The sequence below is a fragment of the Kribbella sp. NBC_00482 genome (assembly GCF_036013725.1).
GTDB lineage: Bacteria > Actinomycetota > Actinomycetes > Propionibacteriales > Kribbellaceae > Kribbella.
The window spans coordinates 4430671-4442901 of sequence record NZ_CP107881.1 but is presented as its reverse complement, the minus strand read 5'-3'; the positions used below and the strand labels follow the sequence as shown (position 1 = coordinate 4442901).

At 68.5% G+C, this 12231-nt stretch carries 11 protein-coding genes; 5 read left to right on the top strand and 6 right to left on the bottom strand.

Translation table 11 applies throughout. The annotated features are described in order from the left end of the window. Positions 1-88: 88 nt before the first annotated feature. Together OHB24_RS21840 and OHB24_RS21835 are read left to right on the top strand one after the other, a co-directional pair. Positions 89-730, top strand: a complete 642-nt coding sequence (locus OHB24_RS21840; RefSeq protein ID WP_327640942.1) for an AraC family transcriptional regulator — start codon at positions 89-91, stop codon at positions 728-730. Positions 731-744: 14 nt separating this feature from the next. Then, the gene (locus OHB24_RS21835) at positions 745-1296 is read left to right on the top strand and encodes an NUDIX hydrolase family protein (protein ID WP_327640941.1); all 552 of its coding nucleotides are present in this window, start codon (positions 745-747) and stop codon (positions 1294-1296) included. 65 nt (positions 1297-1361) lie between these two features. On the opposite strand, the gene OHB24_RS21830 is transcribed toward OHB24_RS21835, so the two are convergent. Next, a complete protein-coding gene (locus OHB24_RS21830) occupies positions 1362-2090 on the bottom strand; it encodes an SDR family NAD(P)-dependent oxidoreductase (RefSeq protein WP_327640940.1) in 729 nt (242 codons plus the stop codon). A 101-nt stretch (positions 2091-2191) separates the two neighbouring features. Between OHB24_RS21830 and OHB24_RS21825 the strand changes: the two genes are divergently transcribed. Then, a complete protein-coding gene (locus tag OHB24_RS21825) occupies positions 2192-3034 on the top strand; it encodes a helix-turn-helix transcriptional regulator (RefSeq protein ID WP_327640939.1) in 843 nt (280 codons plus the stop codon). A gap of 47 nt (positions 3035-3081) precedes the next feature. Beyond that, positions 3082-3837 (top strand): glycoside hydrolase family 16 protein, encoded by a 756-nt coding sequence (locus tag OHB24_RS21820; protein WP_327640938.1) that lies wholly within the window; start codon positions 3082-3084, stop codon positions 3835-3837. Between the two features lie 149 nt (positions 3838-3986). On the opposite strand, the gene OHB24_RS21815 is transcribed toward OHB24_RS21820, so the two are convergent. Together OHB24_RS21815 and OHB24_RS21810 are read right to left on the bottom strand one after the other, a co-directional pair. Further along, a complete protein-coding gene (locus OHB24_RS21815) occupies positions 3987-7319 on the bottom strand; it encodes a CARDB domain-containing protein (RefSeq protein WP_327640937.1) in 3333 nt (1110 codons plus the stop codon). A 175-nt stretch (positions 7320-7494) separates the two neighbouring features. Then, entirely contained in the window at positions 7495-9285 is a 1791-nt protein-coding gene (locus OHB24_RS21810; protein ID WP_327640936.1) for a DEAD/DEAH box helicase, read from the bottom strand. Positions 9286-9430: 145 nt separating this feature from the next. On the opposite strand from OHB24_RS21810, the gene OHB24_RS21805 reads away from it, so the two are divergent. Beyond that, positions 9431-9700 carry a DUF3039 domain-containing protein gene (locus tag OHB24_RS21805; RefSeq protein ID WP_327640935.1) on the top strand — a complete coding sequence of 90 codons (270 nt, stop codon included), beginning with the start codon at positions 9431-9433 and terminating at the stop codon, positions 9698-9700. 19 nt (positions 9701-9719) lie between these two features. On the opposite strand, the gene OHB24_RS21800 is transcribed toward OHB24_RS21805, so the two are convergent. Genes OHB24_RS21800 through OHB24_RS21790 form a run of 3 tightly spaced genes read right to left on the bottom strand, consistent with a single transcriptional unit; the run spans position 9720 to position 12125 of the window. Further along, positions 9720-10277 (bottom strand): YqgE/AlgH family protein, encoded by a 558-nt coding sequence (locus tag OHB24_RS21800; RefSeq protein WP_327640934.1) that lies wholly within the window; start codon positions 10275-10277, stop codon positions 9720-9722. Between the two features lie 7 nt (positions 10278-10284). Next, the gene (locus tag OHB24_RS21795; RefSeq protein WP_327640933.1) at positions 10285-10674 is read right to left on the bottom strand and encodes a VanZ family protein; all 390 of its coding nucleotides are present in this window, start codon (positions 10672-10674) and stop codon (positions 10285-10287) included. Between the two features lie 20 nt (positions 10675-10694). Beyond that, complete coding sequence (locus OHB24_RS21790; protein ID WP_327640932.1) at positions 10695-12125, bottom strand: NAD-dependent malic enzyme; 1431 nt, start codon at positions 12123-12125, stop codon at positions 10695-10697. Positions 12126-12231: the final 106 nt, after the last annotated feature.

The window sequence follows — 12231 nt, the reverse complement described above, 5'->3', positions numbered from 1 at the left end:
GGTGTTTCCAGCGTCGCCGCTGCCGTGCTTCGAGGACAGGCGGTGGTTGACCAGGACTTGACCGATCTTGACCTCCTGGAGGTTGGGGATGCACAACGTCTTGAGCAGTGCGGTCTTCCCGGACCCGCGGTTGCCGGTGGCGGGCGAACGGCTCGAAGTGGTCGCGGACGTCGCACCGCACAGCCACGCGTTCTTCGAGATCGCGGTCGTGGTGGCCGGGCGGGGCACGCACGTGTCGGCGGCCGGCGAGGTCGCGCTGACGCCGGACTCGGTCGTCGTACTGCGGCCGGGTGAGTGGCACGGGTACGTCGACTGCGAGGACCTCGTAGTGCGGAACGCGTACCTCGGACCGGACGTCTTCGGGCTGCTCTCCGGCGCCCTCGTACCCGGATCCCTCCGAGCTCCCGCCCATCCGGCGGTGCAGCACGCGATGCGCCTGCTGGAGGCCGACCTGGCCGAACCCTGGACCCTCGACCAGCTCGCGGCCCGCGTGAACCTCGCGCCCGGGTACCTGATCCGGCTCTTCGGCAAGTCGGTCGGCCTGTCCCCGATGGCCTACCTGAACCGCATCCGCGCCGAGCGCGCCGCCGGCCTCCTGATCGAGACCGAGCTACCGATCAGCACGATCGGAACCACGGTCGGCTGGCACGACCCGAGCCACGCCACCCGAAGATTCCGCTCAGCATTCGGACTCAGCCCCTCCCAGTACAGATCCGCTTTCAGACCGTAAGCAAAGATGTGCTTATGACGTCGTCTGTGCAAACGCCTGATCCGAATCCTGGCTGGCTGTCCGAGTTCGCGCTCGCCGAGACCCGGACGCGGGTCCCCATCCTGTACGTCGAGGCCGTCCCGGTGCGCGTCGACACGCTCGGCCAGATCGAGCACATCGGGGTCCTGCTCCGCACCTCCCCCTCGAACGGCGAGATCACCCGCACGCTGGTCTCCGGGCGCGTACTGCACAACGAGCCGATCCGCGACGCGCTGCAGCGCAACATCGAGAAGGACCTCGGCCCCTCCGCGTTCCCGCGGCTCCCGTCCACGCTGGTCCCGGTCACCGTCGCGGAGTACTTCCCGTTCCCCGGCATGAGCCCGGCGCTGCACGACTCGCGGCAGCACGCGGTCGCCCTCGTGTACGTCGTCCCCGTCACCGGCGAGTGCAACCCACGCCAGGACGCGCTCGAGCTGACCTGGCTGACCCCCGAAGAGGCGCTGGCCCCGAGCCTGCTCAACGACATGGAGGGCGGCCGCGGCCAACTCCTCAAACAAGCCCTGGCCTGGTCCGGCGCCATCGTCTGACCCGCACCACCACCGCCCCACTCGAGTTGGATGTGGTGGGTTCATGGGTGGAAGGGGTCGGCGGCTCACCAGGCCAGTCGGCCTTCCTCGGCGTACACGTGGCCTGTTGGGCCGTCGGGATTGAGGGTTGCGAGGTTGACGGCGACTGCTGCGCCTTGGGCGGGGGTGCGGGCGGCGGTCCAGCCGCCCATGTCAGTCGCGCAGTTGCCGGGGTCGGCGCCGTTCACCAGGATCCCGGTGCCACGCAGTTCGTTGGCGAGCATGACCGTCACCATGTTCACCGCCGCCTTCGACGCGTTGTAGCCGACGGTCAGTACGGTCGACATCCGCGACTCCGGATCGCCGACCTGCTCGAACGACGCCAGCGACGTCGACAGGTTCACGATCCGCGCGGCCTCGGCGTTCCGGAGCAGCGGCAGGAACGCCTGCGTCACGCCCACGAGCCCGAGCACATTGGTCTCGAACGCCGACCGCAGTACGGCGGTCTCGATGCGCGACACCGCGTCGTCACCTGCGGGGATGATCGCCGCGTTGTTGACCAGTACATCGAGCCGCCCGTACTCCGCCGCGACCCGCTCGGCCGCCGCCCGCACCGACGTTTCGTCCGTCACCTCCAGCTGGATCCCGACCACATCGAGGCCCTCGGCAACCAGTTCCTTCACCGCCAGCTCGCCGCGGTGCAGGTCCCGCGCCCCGGCGAGCACGGTGAACCCGGCCTGCCCGAGCTGCCGTGCGATCTCCTTGCCGATGCCCTTGTTGGCGCCCGTGACGAGCGCAATCTTCGTCGTATTCATGCCCTCCACCCTCTGGTGGTCGAGCGCGATCAGGCAGAGTCGGCTGAGGCTGGGATCGGCGGTCCCTGGCTGAGCTCGCGGACGCCTGAGATCCTGGGACCATGGATCGCGACGGGTTGGCGGAGTTCCTGCGGGTACGGCGGGAAGCGTTGCAACCGTCCGAGGTAGGACTCCCAGCCGGCCTGCGCCGTCGTACGCCCGGGCTCCGCCGGGAAGAGGTGGCGAGCCTCGCGACCATGTCGACGGACTACTACACCCGCTTGGAGCAGGGCCGTGGTCCACGCCCGTCCCGTGCGGTGCTGACCGGGCTCGCCCGCGCGCTGCGGTTGTCCGACGACGAGCGCGGCCACCTGTTCCGGCTCGCGGGCGAGCAGCCCGGGCCGCCACCCGGTCCGCCGGTGGAGGTGCGGACCGGCGTACTGCGGATGCTCGCGCGGCTCGACGTACCGGGTCTGGTCCTGGACGCGAAGTACGACGTACTCGCCTGGAATCCGCTGGCCGCGGCGCTGATCACGGACTTCTCCGCACTCCCGCCGCGGGACCGGAACCTGCTCCGCCTTCGCTTCCTGACCGACCGGCAGACCGAGCTGTTCGGCGAAGAGGCCACCCGGGAGTTCGCCCGCGACGCGGCCGCCGACCTGCGCGCGGCCACCAGCACCTACCCGAACGATCCGGCGCTTGCCCAGCTCGTCGACGACCTGCTGGCCGGCAGTCCGGAGTTCGCGGAGATCTGGGCGCGGCACGAGGTCGGCCGGCAGCAGACGTTGTGCCAGACGATCTTCCACCCGCAGGTCGGGCGGATCGACGTGATCTGTGAGGTGCTCGTGGTGCCGGAGCGCGACCAGCGCGTGGTGCTCTACACGGCCGAGCCCGGATCGGCGTCCGAACAGGCGATTCGGCTGCTGGACGTGATCGGCCTGCAGGAGTTGACAACCAAGCCCTGATCAAGCGACTGTTTGATCCGTTGTTTTCCGACGGAAAGGCTTGCCTGATGCGTAAGTTACTTACAGCACTGGTCGTGCTCGGCTTGCTCGTCGTACCGCTCCGGGCCGCGGACGCTGATGACGCCGCTCCGGGGAAGGTCGTGTTCGCGGACGAGTTCGACGGTACGGCGATCGACCGGACGAAGTGGGCCATCCACTCGAACGCGGAAGCCGACCAATGCCTGGGCAACAAGGGCAACCAGCAACTCGAGTGGCACACGTGGGACGCGTTGTCGGTGCACGACGGCACGCTCACGATGACGGCGAAGAAGAACAATCCGGCACCGGGGTACGAGTGGTCCGGCGCCCTGATCACGACGGGTCAGGCCTGCGGGCACGAGCCGTCGCAGTCGTTCGCCGTACAGCCCGGCGACTACATCGAGACGCGGCTGAAACTCCCGTCCGCCAAGGGTTTCTGGCCGTCGACGTGGACGTGGAACGGCAACGGATCCAACGAGCAGGACACCTACGAGTTCTACAGCGACAACCACAACGCGCTGTACCTCACCAACCACCAGTCCCCCGGCGGCGGCTGCACCTATCAGTCGCCGACCGACCTCACCACCGACTGGCACACGATCGCCCAGCAGCTGGGTCCCGACGAAACCGTCTGGTATCTCGACGGCAAGGAAATCTGCCGCCAGGGCCCGTACGCCGGCACCGGCGACGCCCTCATCCTCGACCTGTTCGTGTACGCGAAGATCCCACCCACCGTGACGTCCGAGTCGATGCAACTCGACTACGTCCGCGTGTACCGCCCGTAAGAGGGTGTCTGAGAACTCTGCGCCGTAGCGAGGAGGTGCTCGGTGCGGCGAGGTGCCGTGCCGAGTGCCCCGCAGTAGGCGCAGGGTTCTCAGACACCCTCTAAGAGCTGAGGCCCCGCACCTCGGGCGGGGTGCGGGGCCTCGGGGGCTTACTGTCCGGTGAAGGTGAAGGTGCTACCGGGTTCCTTGAGGATGTCGCCATCCCGGGAGTTGGTAATGGTGACGTTGGAGAGGTTGGCGTTGCCGCGGGCGCCGCCCATCGCGAGGATGCCGGAGCCGTTGGTGGACTTGTCGATCCGAAGGTTGGTCAGGGCAACGTTCGGCATCTCGCCGCCGCCGGTCTTGAACTGGATGCCGTCGTACGTCGAGTCGTAGATGTCGGTGTCCCTGATGGTGACGCCGGGGATCGGGAGGTTCGACGGGAACAGCGTGATCGCACCGAACTCCTGGTCCTCGTTCCAGAACACCCCGCCGCAGCGGTAGAGCGCGTTGTTCGCGATCAGCGTCGTACCGGAGAACGGCAGCGGGTCGTGGTCGGTGGCCAGCATGATGCCGGGGTAGTTCATCGTGTCGTAGACCAGGTTGTTCTCGATCTTGTTGCCGTAGCCGCCGTAGATCGCGATCCCGTTCGCCCGCCAGGGCAGCTGGACCGTGTTGTTGGTGAACGTGTTGTCGTGGCCGACGTCCACCGCCTGGTCCTTGACGTACTTGTTCGCCCAGACCGCGAGCGCGTCGTCGCCGGTGGTGCGGAACGACGAGTTGAACACCTTCGAGTTCCGTGTGCCGTTGGAGAAGTTGATGCCGTCGGCGTAGGTGTCCCGGATCCGCATCCCGCTGAACTCGAGCCCGTCGGCCGGCCCCCACAGCTCGGGGATGTTGTCGTAGTCGCGGCCGACCCAGACCCCGACGTTCGAGTGCTCGATCCAGACGTTGCTGATCTTCGTACCGGTCCCGAACCGGCCGTTCAGCCCGACTCCGCCCTCGGCGTTCCCGTCACCGCCGCGGATCCGGCCGGACCCGAAGATCGCGATGTCCGAGAGCTGCACATTCTTGTCGATGTCGAACCCGAAGTTCCCTTCGTGCGGGTGGTTGATGCCGCCCGCGTTCTGCGGCTCGATCGTCGAGTACAGCTGCGAGTACCACATCCCGGCGCCGCGGATGGTGGCGTTGCTGATCCCGACCTGGTTGAACTGCCCGCGGTTCAGCGGGTCGTCGGTGAGGATCTTCTTCTCCTGCCGCCACTGCCCTTCCGGGATCCAGACGCAGCTGATCACGCCGTTCTGGTCGTCGGTCACGGCCCGCTGGATCGCGTCCGCGTCGTCGATCCCGTCGTTCGGCACCGCGCCGTACTGCGTGATCGACGTACACCCGGCCGGCTGGGACAGCGCCGGCGCGACCTGCTCGAGGTCGACCAGATCGATGATGTAGTACGACGCCGTGTCGCCGGAGTCGCGCTGCAACCTGAACTTGGTGCCGGACGGGTACGACTGACCAAGCAGGGCGTGTGACTCGTCGAAGAGCCTGCGGGCGTCGCCGCCGGGCGTGTTGGTGAGTGCCTCAGGTCCGTCGCTGTTGCCGTACAGCCAGCTGTTGCGGGACGACAGGTTCAGCTTCTGCTTGAAGGTTCCGTTGACGTACAGGCTGATCGTTGCCTGGAGCCCCTGGCCGTCGGCGGAGTCCGGGATCGAGTTGCGGACCACGACCGAGTTGGTCGGCACGGTCGAGGTGAACTCGACGTACTGGCCGCTCGAGTTCAAGCGGACCGACGATCGGCCGGAGGACTCGGTGGCGAAGTTCGTGTGCCCGAACGTCCGCGCCGCGTCGGAGGTCAGCAGGGTCCCGGTGTAATCGCCGGCTTCGGCCTCGTACGACGTGTACGGTACGGCGGCGCCGCGGCCGACCACGATCGACTTGGTGAAGGTGTTGTTCGTTTCGTTGGTCTCGTCAACGGTATTGCCCGCATCCGCCGTAGCGGTGACCGTTGCGCCGCCGTTGGTCGCCGTCCAGGTGCCGCTGATCGCGACGTTGGCAGTGGCGCCCGCGGCAATCGACGCGGTGCTTCCGTTGAGCGTGGTGGTGCCGATCACCAGCTTGGTGATGCTGGCGGTGGAGGCCGACGTACCGCGGTTGTTGACGGCGACCGTGAAGGAGACCTGCGCACCGGGCGCCGGGTTGGACGGGTTGGTGGTGATGCCGGTGACCTGGAGGTCGGGGCCCGGCGCTTGGGCGATGGTCAGCTGGGTCGCTGACTGGAGGGTGTTGTTGGTGTCGCTCTGCTCGACGACCGCGTTGGTCGGGTCGGCGACCGCGGCTACGGTGTAGTTGCCTTGGGCACGGGTTCCGGCGTTGGCCGTGACGGTGGCGGAGGCTCCGGCGGCGAGAGCCTGGACGCTCGCCGTGCCGGCAACCGAGCCGCCGAGGAGGAAGTTCAGGCTGCTGGCCGGAGCGGCCGCGGAGCCGTTGTTCTTGACAGTCGCGGACAGGGTGATCGGTGTCGACTCGGACGGGTTGGCGGGCGACCAGTCGACGGTCGTCACCACGAGGTCGGGGTTGGGCGCCGCCGTACCGAAGACCTGGAACTCGGCGACCTGACCCCCCGGCGCGCCGGTGTTGCTGAAGACCTGCAGGCGAAGGTCGGCGTACCGGCCGGTGACCGGGATCGTCACAGTGTTCTGGTTCGCCGACGGGTCGAACTGATAGTCGGTCCTCGCGACCGCCGAGGTGAAGGCGGTCGCGGACTGTTCACGACCGAGGACTTCGATGCTCTGGGTGCGTGCGCCCCAGGCCGAGTCCGGGTTGAGCTTGACGACGACCGAGCTGACGTCGGCGTTCGAGCCGAGCTTGACGGTCAGGGTCGACGGGAAACCGTTCGACTCCCAGTAGGTGCCGACATTGCCGTCGTTGGCGTTGGACGCGACGAAACCGAAGACCGAACTCGACGCCTCGATCGGCTTGCCGGAGGCGAGATCAGTGCCGGTCGGAGGTTCGACCGGCCCGCCACCAGGACCAGCCAGTTCGAACTCCGACAGTTGCGCGGCCGGCCAGCCCGTGTTCGCGGTGAACGTCAGCCGGACGTAGCGCGCCGAGGTGTTGCTGAAGGCGATCGTGACGACGTTGGTGCCGCTGAAGTTGTACGCCGTACTGCTGACGAGCGTGGTGAACGCGGAGCCGTTCGCGCTGCCCTGGACCGTGATGGTCTGGGTTCGCGCACCCCAGGAGGACGGGAGTTTGAGCGTCACCTGGTTGACGTCCTTGGTGGCGCCCAGGTCCGCCTGGAGCCACTGCGGGAAGGCGTTGTTGCCGCTCTCCCAGTAGGTGTTCGCGTTGCCGTCGGCGGCGTTGCCACTCGGGTACTCGCCGAGTGAACTGCTGGCGGTCAGCGTCTTGGTGAGGTCGGCGGCCATCGCGGTCGGGACGGACAGCAGGCCTGCGGCGACGAGCAGGGCGGCCAGCACGAGCCGCAGCAGATTCTTCCGATGCATCGGGTGGTCCTCCATCGGGGCGGTGGGAGGTTCTACAGAAATTGCGCGAGTCTGACAATTTCTTGCAGCGAGGGTATCCGAAGCTTGCAGTACCGGTCGCAGCACGTCAACACCTCGCCACCGACGGAAACGCCCCGCCCTGAGGGTCCAGGGCGGGGCGTTCGGCGTGTGTGGGTCAGGCGCGGCGTTGAGTGGCCCAGTCGCGGATCAGCTCGATCCGCTCCTTCAGCTGGACCGAGGAAGCGTGGGCGGCGGCCGGCCCGCCGAGCTTGCGGCGGAGGTCGTTGTGGATGACGCCGTGGGGCTGGCCGGTGCGGTGATGCCAGGCAGCGACCAGACCGTTCAGCTCGCGGCGGAGGAGACCGATCTGCTCGTGGGTGGCCAGCTCCGTCGGCGTGGGGTCCTCACGATCACTGGTGGACCGCTGAGACTTCTTCTGCGCCGCCAGCGACTTCTGCTGGCGTTTGTGCAACAGCTCCCGCACCTGGTCCGGCTCGAGCAGCCCCGGCAACCCGAGGAAGTCCAGCTCCTCGTCGGACGCGTTGTCGCCGCCGGTCCCGTAGTCGCCGCCGTCGAACACCACCCGGTCGAAGCTCGCATCCGACCCGAGCGCCTCGAAGTTCCCCTCGAGCTCGTCGCTCGCACCCTCGGCCTGGTTCGCCTGCTTCAACAGGTCGTCCTCGAGCGCGAAGATGTCGCCGTCCTCGTTGCTGTTCTTCCGGCCGAGGACGTGGTCGCGCTCGACCTCCATCTCGGCCGCGAACCCGAGCAGCCGGGTCACCGACGGTACGAACACCGACGCCGTCTCACCCCGCTTCCGGGCCCGCACGAACCGCCCGACGGCCTGCGCGAAGAACAACGGCGTCGAGGTCGGCGTCGCGTAGACGCCCACCGCCAGCCGCGGTACGTCGACGCCCTCGGACACCATCCGCACGGCGACCATCCAGCGCGACTCGTCCTCGGAGAACTTCTGGATCTTCTTGCTCGCCGCCTTCTCGTCCGACAGCACGACGGTCGGCGACTGCCCGGTGAGCTCGCGCAGCGTCTTCGCATACGCGCGGGCCGTGTTCTGGTCGCCCGAGATCACCAGCCCGCCGGCGTCCGGCATGTGCCGCCGTACCTCGGTCAGCCGCTTGTCCGCGGCCGCCAGCACGGCGCCCATCCACTCGCCGGTCGGGTCCAGCGCGGTCCGCAGCGCCTGGGCGGTCAGGTCCTTGGTGAGCGGCTCGCCCAGCCGGGCGGCGACCTCGTCACCGGCCTTGGTCCGCCAGCGCATCTCACCCGAGTACGACATGAAGATCACCGGACGTACGACGTGGTCGCGCAGGGCATGCCCGTATCCGTACGTGTAGTCCGCCTTGCTGCGGGCGACCCCGTCGTGGCCCGCTTCGTACGTCACGAACGGGATCGGGTTGTCGTCGCTGCGGAACGGCGTACCAGTCAGGCACAGGCGGCGGGCCGCGGGCTCGAACGCCTCACGGACGCCGTCACCCCAGCTGAGCGCGTCACCGCCGTGGTGCACCTCGTCCAGGATCACCAGGGTCTTGAACCGCTCGGTCCGGACCCGGAACGCCAGCGGGTTCACCGCGATCCCGGCGTACGTCACCGCGACGCCCTGGTAGTCCTTGTTCGTCTTCCCGCGCCGCCCGGCGAACGCGGGGTCGATCGCGATCCCCGCCTTGTCGGCGGCGTCGGCCCACTGGACCTTGAGGTGCTCGGTCGGCGTGACCACGGTGATCCGCTCGATCTGCCGCCGGTGCAGCAGCTCGGCGGCCACGGTCAGCGCGAACGTCGTCTTACCGGCGCCCGGTGTCGCGACCGCGAGGAAGTCGCGCGGGTTCTTGTCGAAATAGACCTGGAGCGCCTCGGCCTGCCAGGCTCGCAGCTTGCTCGCGGTACCCCACGCCGCCCGGTCCGGATAGGCCGGCGGCAGGACAGCAGGGTTGGCCGGCACGTGCGAATCCACAGACAGCTACTCCCCCGAGGTCGACAGTGTGCCGGGCAGGAAGGTTACCTGACGCACGTGACAACTGACGGGTGGCGTGTCGAGGTACGGGCGATCTGTGGAGAAAGTTCCGGGGTGACTGGTGACACGTCCTACACTCGGGGGTATGAGTACTCAGCTGACCCCCGGTGCGGAGACGGTTGTCGACGAGCGGACCAACACGTCGCCGGCAGAGCCGGGCGATCACGAGCGGTTCTCGCACTACGTGCCGAAGGACAAGCTGACCGAGGCGATGGTGATGGGCACGCCGGTGGTCGCGCTGTGCGGCAAGGTGTGGGTCCCGAGCCGCGACCCGCAGCGGTTCCCGGTCTGCCCGGAGTGCAAGGAGATCTGGGACTCGCTGAACCCGGGTGACGAGGGCGGCGGGGACGAGTAGTCCGGCCGCTGATTCCGGCCTAGTTCTGGGTCGGGTCGTCCGGGTAGGTCGCCAGGTATGCCATCTGGTCGTTCTGGCGGCGCAGGACCCGGCGCCACAGTGTGTCCGGGTCGTGGCCGAACACGTCCTCCGGCACCGACTCGACGACGTACCAGGCGCCCTCGGCGATCTCGCCCTCGAGCTGGCCGCTGGACCAGCCCGCGTACCCGGCGAAGATCCGCATCCGGGTGATCGCGCCGTCCAGCAACTCCGGCGGTACGTCGAGGTCGACCAGACCGATCCGCCCGAAGCACTCGCGCCAGCCGGGCGGGTCCGTGGCCTCGGCCACCTCGGCGACCGCGAGCGCGCTGTCGGTGCCGACCGGGCCGCCCATGAACAGGACCCCGGGATCGTCGACCGCGGACGACCAGTTCGGCAGCACCTGCCCCACGGACAGGTCCGCGGCGCGGTTCACCACCACCCCGAGCGCACCGTCGTCGTCGTGATCCAGCAGCAGGATCACCGACCGGCGGAAGGGCGGCTCGTCCAGCAACGGCGTGGCCACCAGCAGCGAACCGGTCAGGGTCGAGACCGTCATACCCCCATCATGGCGTACGACGGGGCACCCGGCTCGGCCCGTACCTGGCCAGCCAGGCACCGAGCGCGACCCCGGCCACGTCGGCGAGCGCGTCGAACGGATCGCCGTCGCGCTGCGGCAGCAGCCAGTGCTGGACCAGTTCGCTGACGACCGCGTTCGCGACCAGGGCCCCGAGCAACCAGCGGGCCGGCAGTCCGACCTTCAGCCCGGTGAACGCGACCGCCGCGAACAGGAAGCAGTGCGCGACCTTGTCGATCTGCGGGATCCCGACGTGCGGACCCGCCTCGCGCGGCGCGTAGACGCCGTACAGCTGCAACGCCACCGCCGCGACGAAGGCGATCCGCCAGGCCCAGACACGGACCCGCGAGCCGGTGCCTTCCAAAACCGTGTCAGTCACAGGGCCATTCACCGTGCCGGTCACAGGGCCGGGGCGTCGTCCGGGAAGCTCTCGTGCGCGGGGGCCTTGCCGCCGGCCGCGTCGCGGACCGCGTGCGCGACCCGCGTGTGCACCTCCGGGTGGAAGACGCTCGGCACGATGTAGTCCGCGTTCAGCTCGTCGTCGGTGACGACACTGGCCAGGGCCTTCGCCGCGGCCAGCTCCATGTCGATCGACACCTTCGACGACTGCGCGTCGAGCAGACCGCGGAAGACACCCGGGAAGACCAGCACGTTGTTGATCTGGTTCGGGAAGTCGCTGCGTCCGGTCGCCACCACGGCCGCGTGCTCGTGCGCCGCGGCCGGGTCGACCTCCGGGTCCGGGTTGGCCAGCGCGAAGACGATCGCGTCCTTGTTCATGGTGGCGATGTCGGCACCGTTCAGGATGTTCGGCGCGGAGACGCCGATGAACACGTCCGCCCCGCTCAGCGCACCCTTCAGGTCGCCGCTGTACTTCGCCGCGTTGGTGTTCTCCGCGATCCAGCGCAGCTCCGGCGACAGCCCTTCGCGTTCGGTGTGGATGACGCCCGCGATGTCGGCGACGATCGTGTCCTTCACGCCGGCCTTGAGCAGCAGCTTCAGGATCGCCGTACCGGCGGCACCCGCGCCGGACAGCACCACGCGGATCTCGCCGATGTCCTTGCCGACCACGCGGAGCGCGTTGAACAGCGCCGCCAGCACCACGACCGCCGTACCGTGCTGGTCGTCGTGGAAGACCGGGATGTCGAGCTCCTCGCGCAGCCGGGCCTCGATCTCGAAGCAGCGCGGCGCGGAGATGTCCTCCAGGTTGATCCCGGCGAACCCCGGCGCGATCGCCTTCACGATCGAGACGATCTCGTCCGGGTCCTGGGTGTCCAGGCACAGCGGCCAGGCGTCGATCCCGGCGAAACGCTTGAACAGCGCGGCCTTGCCCTCCATCACCGGCAGCGCGGCCTTCGGGCCGATGTTGCCGAGACCGAGGACGGCGGAACCGTCGGTGACGACCGCGACACTGTTGCGCTTGATCGTCAGCCGGCGAGCGTCCTCCGGGTTCGCGGCGATCGCCAGGCAGACCCGCGCGACACCCGGCGTGTAGATCATCGACAGGTCGTCACGGTTGCGGATCGGGTGCTTGGCCTCCATCGAGATCTTGCCGCCGAGGTGCATCAGGAAGGTCCGGTCCGAGACCCGGCCGATCTCGACGCCCGGTACGGCGCGCATCGCCTCGACCAGGCGGCCGGCGTGCTCGGTGTCGGCCGCGGCGCAGGTGACGTCGATCCGCAGCCGCTCGTGGCCGGACGCGGTCACGTCGAGCGCGGTGACCAGACCGCCGGCCTGCTCGACCGCGGTCGTCAGCTTGCTCACCGTCGAGCCGCCCGCGGGCACCTCGAGGCGAACGGTGATGGAGTACGAAACACTCGGCAAGGCAGTCACGCGGGTGATCCTCTCATGTCACTGGTAATGCCTGGAGGTTCCGTAAGTAAAGTGCATGACAGACCTCTGGGTAATCCATTACTCGACCGGTTACTGTGCCGTCAAG